Origin of the sequence: Flavobacterium araucananum (assembly GCF_002222055.1) — a bacterium.
In the GTDB taxonomy this organism is placed as follows: domain Bacteria; phylum Bacteroidota; class Bacteroidia; order Flavobacteriales; family Flavobacteriaceae; genus Flavobacterium; species Flavobacterium araucananum.
Genome location: NZ_MUGS01000015.1, coordinates 216,138 through 231,927 on the forward strand (window position 1 = coordinate 216,138; position 15,790 = coordinate 231,927).

The following is a 15,790-nucleotide window of genomic DNA, read 5'->3' on the forward strand; positions in this document are numbered from 1 at the left end:
ATTACTAGTATTATAAGTATTACTAATATTACGAGTATTACTAATATTACTTAAAACAAAATTATCATTTTTTTTGAAACGAAATAGCTTTATCTTTGCCACAACTAAAAATAAATTTATGAGTTTACGTAAGTATTTAACAAGCCGGGTATTTTTTGTACAAATCTTAATTGCGGCTGCTATCATTGCGGTTTTAGGTTATTTGTTTATGCATTGGCTGACTTTTACAACTGATCACGGACATGAAATTGCAGTTCCTAATTTGGCTAAACTGACTGAAGAGCAGGTGGAGGCAAAATTAGACGAATTAGACTTAGATTATGTGCTTTTGGATAGTGTTGATTACCGAAGTGAATTCCCTAAATACAGTGTTGTTGAGCAAGATCCGTTGCCGGGAACGAAAGTAAAAGTGGGAAGAAAAATATATATTAAAATTAATGCATCAGGATTTTCGTCTGTTAAAATTCCTGATTTAATTGAGAAAACGTATCGTGAAGCGGTTCCTACTCTAAAGGCTCTAGGGCTTGAACAGGGAACGATTACCTATATTCCTAACCTTGGAAAAGATATGGTTTTGGAGATGCGTTATAAAGGTAGAAACTTAAAAGTAGGTGACCGTGTGCTTAAAGCTTCTAAAATCGACTTGGTTTTAGGAGACGGAAAAGCAACTTATGTAGATGAAAGTCAGGCGACAGACAGTTTAGCTGCGCCAACTACTGAAACCCCAAAAGATGAACAATAATAATGAAAATTTAGATCTGGAAGACGAATTATTCGAGCATTTTAGATTTGAAGTCCCTAAAGGTCAGGCGTTTTTGCGTATTGACAAGTATTTAATGAATTTGATTCAGAATGCCACGCGTAACAAAATTCAGAACGCTGCTACTGAAGGAAACATTTTTGTAAATGATATTCCTGTAAAATCAAATTATAAAGTAAAACCACTTGATGTGGTAACGGTTATGTTAACGCATCCGCCATACGAAAACCATATTCTTCCGGAAGATCTTCCGCTGAATATTGTGTACGAGGATGATGCTTTGTTGTTGATTAACAAAGAACCGGGAATGGTTGTGCATCCGGGTCATGGTAATTATACCGGGACTTTGGTGAATGCTTTGGCGCATCATTTTGATAATTTGCCAATGAACAGTAGCGAACGTCCGGGATTGGTTCATAGAATCGATAAGGATACGTCTGGACTTTTGGTTGTGGCAAAAACAGAGGCGGCAATGACGCATTTGGCGAAACAGTTTGAAGCTAAGACTTCTGAACGGGAGTATATTGCTCTTGTTTGGGGAAATGTTGCCGAAGAGGAGGGAACGATCGAAGGAAATCTTGCAAGACATTTGAAAGACCGCATGCAAATGGCTGTTTTTGCAGATCCTGAAATAGGGAAACCAGCAGTTACTCATTACAAAGTTTTGGAACGTTTTGGTTATGTTACTTTGATTTCGTGTCGATTAGAAACGGGTAGAACTCACCAGATTCGTGCGCACATGAAACATATTGGGCATCCGTTATTTAATGACGAACGTTACGGTGGGCATTTGATCCTGAAAGGAACTACGTTTACAAAATACAAACAGTTTATTGATAATTGTTTTAAAGCTTTGCCACGTCAGGCTTTGCATGCTAAGACACTTGGTTTTGTACATCCTACGACTGGCCAAATGATGCGTTTTGATACTGAACTTCCTCAGGATTTTCAGGATTGTATCGATAAATGGCGTAACTACGGTAAGACGCATAATATGGAAGATGATGAGAATTAATTTTAGAAATTAGATTTTAGATTATAGAATAAAGAATAAAGAAAATAGAGAAAAGATTTTCTGGTATAAACAAAAAAAGCTCCTTTGGGAGCTTTTTTGTTTTACATATTTCAATTATAGCCCGAGGTTTCAACCTTGGGTACGTATCGGGATTCATATCAGGATAGATTATGACGTCGAATGGTTGAAACCATTAGCAATGTTTTTTCTAATTGGAATAAATTTTTATTGAAGAGTTTTAATGGTTAAATCAATAACTTTTGCTTCGCCGTTGGTTAAGAAACCTAATTTGCCTTGGTCGCTTAATTTGGCTTTCCCGATAGAACATTCTAAGAAAGTTTGATTATCTACCGAGAAGAACAATTGATCGTTTAGAATTTTAATTTTTACGATATACCATTTGTTGTTTTCTAGTTTCATTTCTTTTTTAAACAATGTTGGTCCGCCACGTTTACCATATTCGTCACTGTTTTTATTGTATACACCTCTCCCGATCACGATATTCTGATCGATTTGGTACAGGTATGTCCTGATGTAATTTTCTTTGTCGATGTTCAACATTACTTCAAAAAGAGATTCTTTGGTCATGTTTACCTTAAAATTAATTTCATAATTCTCAGGGAGGTTTTTCTTAGATTCAATTACGCCCCAATGCATTGGACCGCCCAGACCTTTTAAGGTATCTTTTTCCAGAAACCATTCTTTAGGATTTGATTTCCATTCTGATTTTAATGTAGTGGTTTCATTTATTTTGTATGCTGTTTTTGTTGTAGAGATTGTACCACAACAGGAAACTACGAGTAGTGGGAATGCTAATAATGCGAGATATTTAATTTTCATTTTTGTCTTTTTAATTGCGCTCTGAATGGTATTTTATTTTGCCGACTGATCCTGTTGGATTAGGCAAAAGTTCAAAGACCGAAGTAGGCGCGAGACCTGTTTCTATGCGGTGAGAAACGTATAATATAGTAACATTTGTTTCTTGTCTTATGGTATTGATCAGCTGTATGACCAAATCGACATTTTCGTCGTCCAGACCTTCTACAGGTTCGTCCAGAATTAATAAGGGCGGATGTTTTAAAACGGCACGAACAATAAGTGCTACTCTTTGCTGACCAATAGAGAGATCGATAAAACGTTTTTTTCTTAGACTTGTCATTTCAATAACTTCAAGCCATTGTGCTACGGTTTGTTTTTGCAAAGTGGTGGGTTCTGTATATAATCCGATAGAATCGAAAAAACCGGACAGAATCATTTCTTCTAAAGTATGTCCTTTCTGAAACAGATCTGTCATGGAAGTTGTAAAAATTCCGATTTGTTTTTTGATATCCCAAACGCTTTCTCCGGTTCCTTTTTTTCTTCCGAATAAAAATAAATTTTGTCCAAATCCTTTTGGATTATCTCCGGTTATCAATGATAAAATAGTGCTTTTTCCGGAACCATTGGGACCAATTAATTGCCAAAATTCTCCTTGTTTGATTGTCCAGGAAATACGGTCTACAATTTTGCGATCCTCATAACTTACAGATACATTTTCCATTTTTATTACTATACTTTCGTGAAACGAATGCTGCTCGATAGCTTTAGGAATTGCTGCTGCATTTAGGGTTTTAAAATGATTTCCGGTTTTTGAAATAGGATGTAATTCAAAAGTGTTGTCTTTTATTTGTGCTTTGTTAGGTACAAAATAGAGTACATCGGTAACCCGATTTACGATTTGGATAATGGCGATTTGAGCTGTTAGATCTTTTAATGATTCGGCTAGAATTACGCGCGAAGCCTGATCTAAATGATCAAACGGATTATCAAAAATTATAAAGTCAGGTTTTTGATTGATGCAATATTTCAGAAATTCTTTTTTACGCTCGCCGGATGAAAAGGTTCTTAATTGCCTGTGCGATTCAGGAGAAGCTTCTACAATATCATATTGATATTCTTTTTCGATAAATTTTTCAATGGCAATGTCAGAGAAAAGAATTCCTTTTTGGCTGTTAAAAACGGCTAGTTCTCCTTGGGCTTCGCCAGAAATCAAAGTTTCTATAAAGGCTTTTTTATTGACCTGATTTGATAAAAGTATATCCCAATGCTGCATTTTAAAATGTATTTAGTTGTTTTTTTTCTGCCACTGATTAAAAGATTAAAAAGGATTAATCATTCTAATCTGTGAAATCTGTGGCAAAAAAAATTAAAGGAATCACAGCTTTAAGCTGTTTTGCCAAGGTTACTTAATTTCTTTTGTTGCCATTTCGCGATCGTTTCTGGACCATTCGCTCCAGGAACCTACATAAAGTTTTGGAATTGGAAGTCCGGCATAATCCATCGCTAGTAATGTGTGGCAAGCGGTAACTCCGGAACCACAATGTACAATTACATTTTCTGAATTTTTATTGGCTAAAATGTCTTTGTACTTTTTATTTAAAGCTTCGGCTGATTTGTAGCGTCCATCTTCATTTAAGTTTTCGCTAAACGGAACATTTATCGCACCGGGAATATGTCCTGCAATTAAATCCAGGGGTTCTGTAAGACCATCAAAACGATTTTTATCCCGTACATCAATTACGATATTTTCGTCGTTGTTTCGGGCTTTTTCGACTTCGTTAATATCGGCTAAACCCAAATACCATTTTAAAATTGGATAGTCCTGCGTTGGGTCGTAAATTTCGGGTGCCGAGCTTACCGGAAAACCAGCTTTTATTGCTGCTTGTAAACCTCCGTTTAAAACCTGAACTTTTTCATGACCAATTGCGCGTAACATCCACCAAAACCTCGCTGCGGCATTTGATCCGTTTTTATCATCATAAATTATGATGTGATCAGAAGGAGAGATTCCTGTTTTTGAAAGCACTCCGGAAAATTTTTCTAAAGAGGGTAAGGGATGTCTTCCACCGTTTGCAGGATTGGTTTCGACTGTTGCCAAATCCCGATTCAAATCGACATAACGAGCACCTTTGAGATGTTCGTTTTTGTAATTTTCGAAGGCATCAATTCCGGCTCTGGCATCGACTAAAACAATTTCTGATGAATCTTTTATTTTTAAAAGTTCCTCAGGATTTAATATCGGAGATAGTTTGTTTGGCATCGTATTGATTTTGTTTTTTAGAATTCCCTAACCAAAGCAATGCATTCAGTACTAATTGACTTCATGCACAAAACTGATGTGCGCCTGATCGTTTTTTGGCGGTGTAAAAAGCAATTACTTTAAATTTTGAATTCCTTTTTTGCTTTGAGCAAATCCCAAAAAGCAAATAGAAAATAAAGGGATTAAAATAACTTTACCAAAACAAAATTTCTTTTTTTATTGGGAAACAGCATCACTTTTTTATTGGATTAACCCGGGATTTTTTCGATCAGTATTTCGTTATTCGATTTGTCGAAGTAGGTGCAGGTCATTTCGATGATATCAACACGCCATTTTGCAATTCCGGATTGAGCGGCATGACTGCAAAAGGTTAAATAATCTGTTTGACCATCCTGATGCATTACTAAAAATTCGATAAAACGTTCTTTATTGGCAACAGGGGCAACCTGAATTTCAGGATATTTTTCGTCTGCCGAAACAGTGTAATTATTCACGCCATAATATTCGACGTTACCATTATTGACAAAGGTGTCATAGCCTTTTACACCCAAAATAATCAGGTCTTGTATATAATTTGGAAAATCTGCACCACTTTGTACTTTGGCATGTGCTTCTTTTATTTGTTCGAGTGTAAACATACTATTTCAGTTTTAGATTATTAAAAAAAGGTTGCCATAAATTTTTTATTCGTAATGCTTTTAACTATTAATTCATGCTAATTTGTGAAATTCGTGGCAAAACAAATAAATTAATTTCGTTTGGAGCATTTATAAAATTAAAGTTAATGATTTTAAAATCAAAAATTAAAATCTTAAAGTTATCAGAAAATAAAAACAGACAAATTATTACTCCTTCTTGTTGTTTTTAAACGTTACTACTCTTTGTGGATACGGAATATCGATATTGGCTTCATCAAAACGTTTTTTGATACTTTGCAATAAGTCGCAATACATTACAAAACCATCAGTAGAGTTTTTTGCCCATGCCCATGCTTTTATAGTTACAGATGAGTCTGCAAGTGCAACCACACGAGCTGTTACTAATTGCTTTTTTTGCTTTTTATCTTCTGCTGTTCTGGTATCTACAAATAAAGGATGTTTAGCGATTTCGTCTTGCATGATTGTTAATGCATTTTCGATATTGGATTTGTAACCAATACCAATCTCGATTATTTTGCAACATTTGGTATCGTGCATATTGGTGTTGACAATAATCTGATTGCTAATTACGGAGTTTGGAATTATAATTCTATTGTTTTCGGCATCTTTAAGGACTACTTGTCTCAAATTAATATCTTCGACTGTCCCAACAAAATTGTTGATAGTAATTTTATCATTGATTCGGAAAGGCTTAAAAATTACCAGAAAAATTCCGCTTACAATATTACTCAAAGCTTGTTGCGAAGCTAAACCTGCGACTAGAGATATAACTCCTGCACCTGCTAAGAAGGAATGTCCAATGATTTTAAATTCAGGAATTTGTATTAAGGCAAAAGCAAAGCCTAAAATGTAAATTACGGTTATAATCAAATGTTTTAGAAACCTAAAACCTGTTGCATCATATTCTTTATTGCTTAGTTTACGATACAAAAAATAGCGCAATACTTTGTCTGTAATTGCACCAAGAATAATGGTGACAATGGCAATTATAGCAATAAAAAAAGCAATTCTGAAGTCTTTTAAGTAATCGATCATAAGTCATAATTTTTAACAAAAAATCCAAATAACAACAATTGTAATAGGTGTTTTTTGGATTTCGTAATTTATAAAAAATCAGCTTTTATTTTAAAGACCAACAAAGTCATCACTTTTTGGGAAAATGCTCAAAGCCTCAATTGCAATTTCAGGAGTTGGAGAGGCTAATTTACGCAATTTTGTATCCATCCAGGCACCATCAACAGTAATAACAGCACAAAGGGTATCATCTTCTTTTCTAAACTCATGAATGATTGACCAACGCGATGCATCGGCTTTCATTTTTGATGTTTTGGTATGGAGGAATATTTTATCAGAAAGTTTTAATTCTTTTCTGAAAATACATTCTTCTCTAAACAAAACAGGACCAAAACTTTGGGTTTGCATTACTTTTAGGGTTAAACCCAGTTCTTCGAGAATTTCGATACGGTGTTGTGCACCAAAATCGTAATAAGCACTATGACGAACGTGAAAATTTGGGTCAAGATCAGACCAGCGAAAAGATAATTCTTTAATAAATGAAGCCATTTTGTATTGTAATTTTAATTTTATTCTGAATTTTTTACACGGATTATTTTTCGGAAAAATAATCCTTTTCAGAAAACCGAAATTACAAATAAAAAAGCAAAAAGATTGTTACAAATTTATAAAGTATTATTCGTGCATAATAAATTTTTTAATTTCAGAAATATTTATTTCTACATTATTTTATTAAACTTTTATCATTACAGTGCCGCTGATAATGTCGTGTATAGCTCTTTTTTTATCACTTGAAAAGTGGGGTTGTCTCTACTTTTTTAGTGTTCAATTTTTTGACAATAAAAGGCAATGTAAGCCCTTGTCCAATAAGAGTTAAAAGTACAACAGCTACAGAGATAAAAATAATAACGGTTCGTTCCGGAAACGGGGTTCCGTCCTGAAGCAATTTGGGTAATCCAAGAGCAATTGCCAGAGATACGATTCCGCGCATTCCGGACCAGCTTAAAATGATACTATTGTTAAAATCAAGAAGAGCGTGTTCGCTTACTTTTCGTTTTCTTTTGGTATTCTGAAAAGCTTTTTGAAGATTTATTTTCTGAAGAAATATCCTTGCCATCCTAATTAATAAAGCCACAACGGTAATAATGGCTGCGTAACCAATATAAGGCAGGATCATATCGTTGTCAATATCTTTTAAGATATAACGAAAGTTGAGTCCAATTAAGATAAAGATCAATCCGTTTAGCAAAAAGATGATAATATCCCAAAGACTTCTGGATTGATTTTTTAAACTTTCGGGAAATATTTTTTTGCTGAAACGCGCAATCGCCAGTCCTAAAATAACAACTGCAATTACTCCTGAAACGTGTAGATTTTCTGCAATAAGGTAGGTTACAAAAGGCATCAATAGCATGAAGCTAATAGTTACATTTATGTTTTTATGAACTCTGGTTAGTATAAATGACAAAATTTTTGCCATTACAAAGCCTACCAGAAATCCGCCTCCAAGTAATAATACAAATTGCAGGGTTGCTTTCCAGATTATAAAAGCAGATCCCATTACGGCAGCTACTGCAAAACGATAGGCAACAAGTGCAGACGCATCGTTGATAAGACTTTCGCCTTCGAGGATTGTTAAGGTTTTATGGGATAATTTTAATCCTTTTGTAATGCTTATTGCTGCAACAGCATCAGTTGCCGAAAGGATAGACCCCAGTACAAATGATAATGGCCAGGTCATTCCTGGAATTATATAACGCGCTACAACGGCAATACCAATTGTGGTTAAAAAAACCAGTGATATGGCCAAAGTACCAATAGTATTAATGTTGGTTTTGAAATCTTTAGGAGAGATATTAAAAGAGGCATCATATAATAAAGGAGGAAGAAATATCAGAAAAATAATTTCAGGATTTATTTCGATTTCGCCCATAGACGGAATAAAACCTATGGCAATACCAACAATTACCAAAAGAATTGGGTATGGTAATTTTACTTTATCAGCAAATGCGGAAAGACCAATTACGATGGCAAGAATAAAAATAATAATACTGTAGTTTTCCATTAAAATAAATTTTGAAGAAGCTAATATAAGTATTTGGGTTTTAGTTGAAAGCATTGAAAGTCATTAAAGCATCAAAATAAGATGATTTTTTTATGGAAATAATTTCCCTGGCCCTGATAGAAGCGACATCCTTTTATGTCGGCCGCGGCAGACATAAAAGATATAGTGGATAGCAGGAAACAGCTCCTAATAATGACACGTAAAGTGCTGATATGCCACGAATGTCAGGTTTCTAAAATGTCATGTTGTCAGATAGTTTTTAATGTGTCGACAGTAAAACTGACAATTTACTTTGGTTTTTTATATTGGCACAAAGATTGACTTATGCCACCTGAGTTATAAAATGTATATCAAAAATTAAATATATAAAAAATGGGTAAAATAATCGGAATTGACTTAGGTACGACGAACTCTTGTGTTTCTGTAATGGAAGGTAACGAAGCAGTTGTTATTCCTAACGCAGAAGGAAAAAGAACAACGCCATCTATCATCGCTTTTGTTGAAGGTGGAGAAATTAAAGTAGGTGATCCTGCAAAAAGACAAGCGGTAACGAATCCTACAAAAACGATTGCTTCTATTAAACGTTTTATGGGACACACTTTTGCTGAGACAACAAACGAAGCAAAAAGAGTTTCATACAAAGTAGTAAAAGGGGACAACAATACACCACGTGTGGATATTGATGGTCGTTTATATACTGCTCAGGAATTGTCAGCAATGACTCTTCAAAAAATGAAAAAAACTGCTGAAGACTATTTAGGTCAAACTGTAACTGAAGCGGTTATTACTGTTCCTGCTTACTTTAATGATGCACAACGTCAAGCTACGAAAGAAGCTGGAGAAATTGCAGGTCTTAAAGTTATGCGTATCATCAATGAGCCAACTGCTGCTGCACTTGCTTACGGATTAGATAAAAAAGGAACTGATCAAAAAATTGCTGTTTACGATTTAGGTGGAGGTACTTTTGATATCTCTGTTCTTGAATTAGGAGACGGTGTATTTGAAGTATTATCTACAAATGGTGATACTCACTTAGGTGGAGATGATTTTGACCATGAAATCATTGACTGGTTGGCTAATGAATTTTTAGCTGAAGAAGGTATTGACTTACGTCTTGACCCAATGTCATTGCAACGTTTGAAAGAAGCTGCAGAGAAAGCAAAAATTGAATTGTCTTCTTCTTCAGAAACTGAAATCAACTTGCCATACGTTACAGCTACTGCTTCTGGACCAAAACACTTAGTAAAAAAATTATCAAGAGCTAAATTTGAGCAATTAACTGATGCATTAGTTAAACGTTCTATGGAGCCAGTTGCTAAAGCATTAAAAGATGCAGGTTTGACTACATCTGATATTGACGAAGTTATTCTTGTTGGAGGTTCTACTCGTATGCCAAGAATTGCTGACGAAGTTGAAAAATTCTTTGGTAAAAAAGCCTCTAAAGGTGTTAACCCTGATGAAGTTGTTGCTATTGGAGCAGCTATTCAAGGTGGAGTTTTATCTGGAGATGTAAAAGATGTATTGTTACTTGACGTTACACCTTTATCTTTAGGTATCGAAACTATGGGTGGTGTTATGACTACATTAATTGAGTCTAACACAACTATTCCAACTAAAAAATCACAAGTATTCTCTACTGCTTCTGATTCTCAACCATCTGTTGAGCTTCACGTATTGCAAGGAGCTAGAGCAATGGCTGCTGATAACAAAACTATTGGTCGTTTCCACTTAGATGGTATTCCACCAGCACCAAGAGGAGTTCCTCAAATCGAGGTTACTTTTGATATTGATGCTAATGGTATCATCAAGGTAACTGCTACTGATAAAGGAACTGGAAAATCTCACGATATCCGTATCGAAGCTTCTTCTGGATTAACTTCTGAAGAAATCGAAAAAATGAAACAAGATGCTGAAGCTAACGCTGAATCTGATAAAATAGCTAAAGAAAGAGCTGAGAAATTAAACGAAGCTGATAGTACTATTTTCCAAACTGAAACTCAATTGAAAGAATTGGGAAGTAAATTAACAGACGATCAAAAAACAGCTATCGAATTTGCTTTGACTGAATTAAGATTTGCTCACCAATCTCAAGATCTTGAAGCAATCCAAAAAGGATTAGACAATGTAAATGCAGCTTGGAAAACAGCTACAGAAGCAATGTACGCTCAAGGTGGCGAACAAGGTCAACAAGCAGCTCCACAACAAGAGCAATCGCAAGGTGACAATGTTGAAGATGTTGAATTTGAAGAAGTAAAATAAGCAGAGAACTTCCGATTTATCGGAATGTGAATCGCTTATCCCGATTTTTATCGGGATCTTTTGAAGATCATAAATAAGGAAAAACCGAGTCAGAAATGACTCGGTTTTTTTATGGAATTATGTTATCGTTGTGGATTAACCCCGACAGGTTTTTAAAACCTGTCAGGGTTAAAAAAAGTAGTATAAAGATTACAAAATAAATAATTCTGTTACACGAATTTTTTATCAAAATGACAATTGTCATTTCCCATTCAGATTCTTTTTCGTAATATTACTATGTAAATCATTTTTGAATGAGAAAGATAAAATACAAGAAAGGGCGAAAGCTTCAGCATATAACTTTAGAATATACAGGCACGCAAAAAGAGCATCAGACAGAGATGCAGCTTTTTGTTTATGATGATGCAGATGTGGTTGAATATGAGAAATTTACGGTATTGGCTCTAAATACCTGTATTGATTATACCAAAAATAACTGGCTTAATATTCATGGCTTAAATGATATTAATTTAATTAAAACAATTGGTGCGCATTTTAAGCTGGATGATTTTTTATTGGCAGATATTTTAAACACTACCAAAAGAACAAAGCTAGAGGAGCAAAGGGATATTTTATTTTTTAATATAAAATCGCTTTTACCTTCTGAATATTCCGACAATATAAGCGTTGAGCAGATTAGTTTTATCTTAAAAGACGGAATTTTGATTTCGTTTCAGGAAAAGCGAAGTGATTTTTTTGCTCATATTCGCGAACGTCTTCGAACACATGCAGGGATCGTACGGACAAAAAAGGTTGATTATCTACTTTATTTGCTATTGGATGCCGTAATGGAAAATTTTTACATTACGATTGAAGATGAAGAAGACAAGATCGAAGAATTGATCAATTTAACTAAAAAAGGAGCTGATCCTGTTATTCTGGAAAAGATTGAAAATCATCGTGATAACTTTAATTTTTTAAAGCGTTCCATAATTCCGCTTCGGGATTCATTGTATTATCTTAAAACGATTAAAGACGATGATACCTATAATGGAATTGAAAAAGAAACTTTTAGTTTTTTCATTCGTCTGCATCAAAAAAGTTTAGAACTTTTAGAACAGATCGAGTCTGATATGAGTTCACTGGAAAGTGCTTCGAACTTTTATTTTTCTGAACAAAGCCGGAAAATGAATGAGATAATGAAAACATTAACGATCATTTCTGCCATATTTATTCCGCTTACTTTTATTGTGGGAGTTTACGGTATGAACTTCGAGAATATGCCTGAACTACGCTATAAGTATGGATATCAAAGCGTGATGGTTGCGATGTTTTTTCTCGTTATCGCTTTGATAATTTACTTTAAAAGAAGACGTTGGTTTTAATGTTCAGGATACAATTTTAAACACTATAAGTTTCAAAATATAAATTATGAGTAAAGCAGTATATATAGCCACAAGCGACCAAAATAGCGGAAAATCGATTGTTACCCTCGGTTTAATGAGCATTTTGATTGGTAAAACGGCCAAAGTGGGGTATTTTAGACCAATTGTAGAGGATTTTATTGATGGAGAACAAGACAATCATATCGAGACAGTTCTTTCGTATTTTGATCTTGATATTAAGTTTGAAGATGCGTATGCAATTACCAAAAGCAAACTAATCAAGAAAAAGAATAAAGGCAAAATAGGGGAGGTTTTAGATTTAATTATCGAAAAATATAAAAAGCTTGAAGAACGTTTTGATTTCGTTTTGGTCGAAGGAACAAGTTTTACAGGAGAAGGAACTTCGATAGAACTGGATTTGAATGTTTTAATAGCAAAAAACCTTGGTATTCCTACTATAATCATAGGTTCTGGAGTTGGCAAAACGTTAGAAGAATTAGTAGACAGCCTGTATTTAGTTTACGATTCTTTTAAAGTAAAAGAAGTTGAGGTTTTATCTGTTGTTGCAAATAAAGTTCAATTCGAAAATATAGAATTGGTTACTCAGGGACTACAAAAAAGTTTACCGGCTAATGTTTTGATCAATACTATTCCTTTAATTTCCAGTTTGAATAATCCAACGATGCAGGAAATCGTCAATCAGCTGGATGCAAAAGTATTGTTTGGGCATGCCTATTTAAATAATGAAATTGGTCATTTTAGTGTTGGAGCCATGCAATTGCATAATTACCTGGTTCACTTGCACGATAATGCCTTGGTGATTACACCGGGAGACCGTTCGGATATTATTTTAGGAGCTCTGCAGGCTAATGAATCGGCTAATTATCCTACTATCTCAGGAATTATTCTAACCGGAAATATAGTTCCGGAAGAAAGCATTTTAAAGCTTATTGAAGGACTTTCGGCAATTGTTCCAATTATTGCTGTTGATGGAGGAACATACCACATTACCAACAAAATTGGTTCTATAAGATCAGAAATTTACGCAAACAATACCCATAAAATAGAAACCTCGATAACGACTTTTGAAAAATATGTCGAAGTTGAGACTTTGTCCGAAAGATTAATCACTTTTGTACCGGAAGGCATGACACCAAAAATGTTTCAGTACAATATGGTAAAAAGAGCCAAACAACATCGCAAACATATTGTTTTGCCGGAAGGAAATGATGATCGAATTATCATTGCTGCTTCGAGATTATTGGATATGGATGTAGTTGATATTTCGATTATTGGGGACAAAAAACAAATCGAAAATAAAGTTACTGAGCTGGGAATTACATTCGATTTTTCGAAAGTAAATATCATCAATCCAAAAGAATCTAAACTTTATGAGGATTACGCCAATACTTATTATGAACTTCGAAAAGAGAAGAATGTAAGCATTACAATGGCGAGAGATTTGATGGAAGATGTTTCGTATTTTGGTACCATGATGGTTTATAAAGGTCATGCTGACGGAATGGTTTCCGGCGCAGCACACACGACTCAGCATACTATTTTGCCTGCCTTACAATTCATTAAAACAAAACCAAATTCGTCTGTAGTTTCATCGGTATTCTTCATGTGTTTAGAAGACAGAGTTTCTGTTTTTGGAGACTGTGCTATTAATCCAAATCCAACCGCAGAACAATTGGCCGAAATTGCAATTTCATCGGCTGAATCAAGCTCCGCTTTTGGCATAGAACCCAAAATTGCAATGTTATCGTATTCTTCGGGAGCATCAGGAAAAGGAGATGAAGTGGATAAGGTTCGAACTGCAACAGAAATTGTAAAACGAAAACGTCCTGATTTAAAAATTGAAGGACCAATACAATACGATGCAGCTGTCGATCGTGCTGTAGGAAAAAGTAAAATGCCGGATTCTGAAGTAGCAGGACAAGCAAGTGTGCTTATCTTTCCGGATTTAAATACCGGAAATAACACCTATAAAGCAGTACAAAGAGAAACCGGAGCATTAGCCATTGGACCAATGTTGCAGGGATTAAACAAGCCTGTAAACGATTTAAGCCGTGGTTGTACGGTAGATGATATTATAAACACCGTAGTAATTACAGCCATTCAGGCGCAGGGACTTTAGTCAATTATGAATTATTAGTTATGAATTATTAATAATAAGTTTTACGTAGTAAGTTATTGCGATAAAAAATCTGTTTTAATCTGCGTTTTTGCTTTAGCAAATCTGTTTCATCCGCGTTCATATTTGTGTTCAATATAAAATAAATTAGAAATTAAAAGTTTTGAGTCTTTAGAAAAAGAACTCAGAACCTTAGCGACTTAGTGTCTTAGCGGCTAAAAATAAAAAAAATGAAAATATTAATTATCAACTCAGGAAGTTCCTCAATAAAATATCAATTAATGGTTATGCCCACAAACGAAGTAATTTGTTCCGGTATGATTGATAGAATTGGTTTAGAGACTTCAAATGTAACGTTTAAAACTTCTGTGGATTCATTAGAAGAATTGCTTCCAATTCCTAACCATAAAGTAGGTTTACAAAAAGTAGCTGATTTGCTTTTAAATCCGGAAAAAGGAGTTATCAAATCAACATCAGAAATTGGTGCAGTAGGTCATCGTGTAGTGCATGGAGGAAGTTATTTTTCAGACACAACCATCATTACAGATGAAGTTAAGGATAAAATAAAAGAACTGTCAGAATTGGCTCCTTTGCATAATCCAGCGCATTTGGTAGGAATTAATGTAGCCGAAGAAATTTTTGGATCAGCAAAACAAGTCGCTGTTTTTGATACGGCTTTTCATCAGACGATTCCCGTTGAAGCACATAAATATGCGATTCCAAATTATCTCTTAACAGAGAATAAAGTCAGAGTTTATGGTTTTCATGGAACAAGTCATAAATATGTGTCTGAAAAGGCGATCGAATATTTAGAAAAAAGTTCTAAAATCATTACCATCCATTTAGGAAATGGCTCTAGTATGACTGCAATTAAAGACGGAAAGAGTATCGATCATACAATGGGATTTTCGCCTGCAAATGGCTTAATAATGGGAACCCGTGCCGGAGATATCGATCAGTCAGTAATTTTTTATATGGTCAAAAATCTGGGATATTCAGCAGAAGATGTCAACTCAATTTTGCTAAAACAAAGCGGAATGCTTGGTCTTACGGGATATAGTGATTTACGTGATATTGAGTCAGAAGCAGCAAAAGGAAATAAAGATTGTGAGCTTGCTTTATTGATGAACGCTTATCGTATTAAAAAATTCATTGGTGCTTATGCAGCGGCTTTAAACGGCTTGGATGCCATTGTTTTTACAGCAGGAATTGGCGAAAATTCATCGTTTATGCGTAAATTGGTTTGTACTGATTTAGATTATTTTGGAATTGAATTGGATAACGAGAAAAATGAAATTCGTTCTAAAACACTTCGGGAAATTAATACTCCAAACTCAAAAACAAAAGTTTTGGTGATACCTACAGATGAAGAGTATGAAATTGCAAATCAGGTTTATAATTTACTTCAAAACTAATTTTTTATTATAAGTTGTGCTAA

Annotated in this window: 13 protein-coding genes; 6 read left to right on the plus strand and 7 right to left on the minus strand. The window is 34.6% G+C overall.

The genetic code is table 11. The features are described 5' to 3' along the window. Nucleotides 1-118: 118 nt before the first annotated feature. A complete protein-coding gene (locus B0A64_RS10940; protein ID WP_089479553.1) occupies nt 119-742 on the plus strand; it encodes a PASTA domain-containing protein in 624 nt (207 codons plus the stop codon). Further along, nucleotides 732-1,775 carry an RluA family pseudouridine synthase gene (locus B0A64_RS10945; RefSeq protein ID WP_089479554.1) on the plus strand — a complete coding sequence of 348 codons (1,044 nt, stop codon included), beginning with the start codon at nt 732-734 and terminating at the stop codon, nt 1,773-1,775. The genes B0A64_RS10940 and B0A64_RS10945 overlap by 11 nt, the downstream gene beginning before the upstream one ends. 225 nt (nt 1,776-2,000) lie before the next feature. Here the strand turns inward: B0A64_RS10945 and B0A64_RS10950 are convergent, their stop codons facing one another. From B0A64_RS10950 to B0A64_RS10980, 7 genes are all read right to left on the minus strand, one after another. Further along, nucleotides 2,001-2,615 carry a hypothetical protein gene (locus tag B0A64_RS10950; protein WP_089479555.1) on the minus strand — a complete coding sequence of 205 codons (615 nt, stop codon included), beginning with the start codon at nt 2,613-2,615 and terminating at the stop codon, nt 2,001-2,003. A gap of 10 nt (nt 2,616-2,625) precedes the next feature. Then, the gene (locus tag B0A64_RS10955; RefSeq protein ID WP_089479556.1) at nt 2,626-3,867 is read right to left on the minus strand and encodes an ATP-binding cassette domain-containing protein; all 1,242 of its coding nucleotides are present in this window, start codon (nt 3,865-3,867) and stop codon (nt 2,626-2,628) included. A 129-nt stretch (nt 3,868-3,996) separates the two neighbouring features. Then, a complete protein-coding gene (locus B0A64_RS10960; protein ID WP_089479557.1) occupies nt 3,997-4,854 on the minus strand; it encodes a sulfurtransferase in 858 nt (285 codons plus the stop codon). 248 nt (nt 4,855-5,102) lie between these two features. Beyond that, nucleotides 5,103-5,492: a DUF1398 domain-containing protein gene (locus B0A64_RS10965; RefSeq protein ID WP_089479558.1), complete on the minus strand. Its 390-nt coding sequence runs from the start codon at nt 5,490-5,492 to the stop codon at nt 5,103-5,105. 207 nt (nt 5,493-5,699) lie between these two features. Next, complete coding sequence (locus tag B0A64_RS10970; protein ID WP_089479559.1) at nt 5,700-6,548, minus strand: mechanosensitive ion channel family protein; 849 nt, start codon at nt 6,546-6,548, stop codon at nt 5,700-5,702. A 90-nt stretch (nt 6,549-6,638) separates the two neighbouring features. Continuing rightward, nucleotides 6,639-7,076: an acyl-CoA thioesterase gene (locus tag B0A64_RS10975; protein ID WP_089479560.1), complete on the minus strand. Its 438-nt coding sequence runs from the start codon at nt 7,074-7,076 to the stop codon at nt 6,639-6,641. Nucleotides 7,077-7,314: 238 nt separating this feature from the next. Beyond that, nucleotides 7,315-8,592 carry a Na+/H+ antiporter gene (locus B0A64_RS10980; RefSeq protein ID WP_089479609.1) on the minus strand — a complete coding sequence of 426 codons (1,278 nt, stop codon included), beginning with the start codon at nt 8,590-8,592 and terminating at the stop codon, nt 7,315-7,317. Between the two features lie 372 nt (nt 8,593-8,964). On the opposite strand from B0A64_RS10980, the gene dnaK reads away from it, so the two are divergent. From dnaK to B0A64_RS11000, 4 genes are all read left to right on the plus strand, one after another. Next, the gene (gene dnaK, locus B0A64_RS10985; RefSeq protein ID WP_089479561.1) at nt 8,965-10,851 is read left to right on the plus strand and encodes a molecular chaperone DnaK; all 1,887 of its coding nucleotides are present in this window, start codon (nt 8,965-8,967) and stop codon (nt 10,849-10,851) included. A gap of 293 nt (nt 10,852-11,144) precedes the next feature. After that, nucleotides 11,145-12,215, plus strand: coding sequence for a magnesium/cobalt transporter CorA (gene corA, locus B0A64_RS10990; RefSeq protein WP_089479562.1), 1,071 nt, complete (start codon nt 11,145-11,147; stop codon nt 12,213-12,215). A 46-nt stretch (nt 12,216-12,261) separates the two neighbouring features. Next, nucleotides 12,262-14,355, plus strand: a complete 2,094-nt coding sequence (gene pta, locus B0A64_RS10995) for a phosphate acetyltransferase (protein WP_089479563.1) — start codon at nt 12,262-12,264, stop codon at nt 14,353-14,355. A gap of 227 nt (nt 14,356-14,582) precedes the next feature. Beyond that, the gene (locus tag B0A64_RS11000) at nt 14,583-15,767 is read left to right on the plus strand and encodes an acetate/propionate family kinase (protein WP_089479564.1); all 1,185 of its coding nucleotides are present in this window, start codon (nt 14,583-14,585) and stop codon (nt 15,765-15,767) included. Nucleotides 15,768-15,790 lie beyond the last annotated feature (23 nt).

Bases quoted from the DNA above. Each gene is read 5' to 3' on its own strand.
- B0A64_RS10955 (WP_089479556.1), bottom strand. From the start codon at position 3,867: ATGCAGCATTGGGATATACTTTTATCAAATCAGGTCAATAAAAAAGCC.
- B0A64_RS11000 (WP_089479564.1), top strand. From the start codon at position 14,583: ATGAAAATATTAATTATCAACTCAGGAAGTTCCTCAATAAAATATCAA.
- B0A64_RS10945 (WP_089479554.1), top strand. From the start codon at position 732: ATGAACAATAATAATGAAAATTTAGATCTGGAAGACGAATTATTCGAG.
- B0A64_RS10975 (WP_089479560.1), bottom strand. From the start codon at position 7,076: ATGGCTTCATTTATTAAAGAATTATCTTTTCGCTGGTCTGATCTTGAC.
- B0A64_RS10980 (WP_089479609.1), bottom strand. From the start codon at position 8,592: ATGGAAAACTACAGTATTATTATTTTTATTCTTGCCATCGTAATTGGT.
- corA (WP_089479562.1), top strand. From the start codon at position 11,145: ATGAGAAAGATAAAATACAAGAAAGGGCGAAAGCTTCAGCATATAACT.
- B0A64_RS10965 (WP_089479558.1), bottom strand. From the start codon at position 5,492: ATGTTTACACTCGAACAAATAAAAGAAGCACATGCCAAAGTACAAAGT.
- B0A64_RS10940 (WP_089479553.1), top strand. From the start codon at position 119: ATGAGTTTACGTAAGTATTTAACAAGCCGGGTATTTTTTGTACAAATC.
- B0A64_RS10960 (WP_089479557.1), bottom strand. From the start codon at position 4,854: ATGCCAAACAAACTATCTCCGATATTAAATCCTGAGGAACTTTTAAAA.
- pta (WP_089479563.1), top strand. From the start codon at position 12,262: ATGAGTAAAGCAGTATATATAGCCACAAGCGACCAAAATAGCGGAAAA.
- B0A64_RS10970 (WP_089479559.1), bottom strand. From the start codon at position 6,548: ATGATCGATTACTTAAAAGACTTCAGAATTGCTTTTTTTATTGCTATA.
- dnaK (WP_089479561.1), top strand. From the start codon at position 8,965: ATGGGTAAAATAATCGGAATTGACTTAGGTACGACGAACTCTTGTGTT.
- B0A64_RS10950 (WP_089479555.1), bottom strand. From the start codon at position 2,615: ATGAAAATTAAATATCTCGCATTATTAGCATTCCCACTACTCGTAGTT.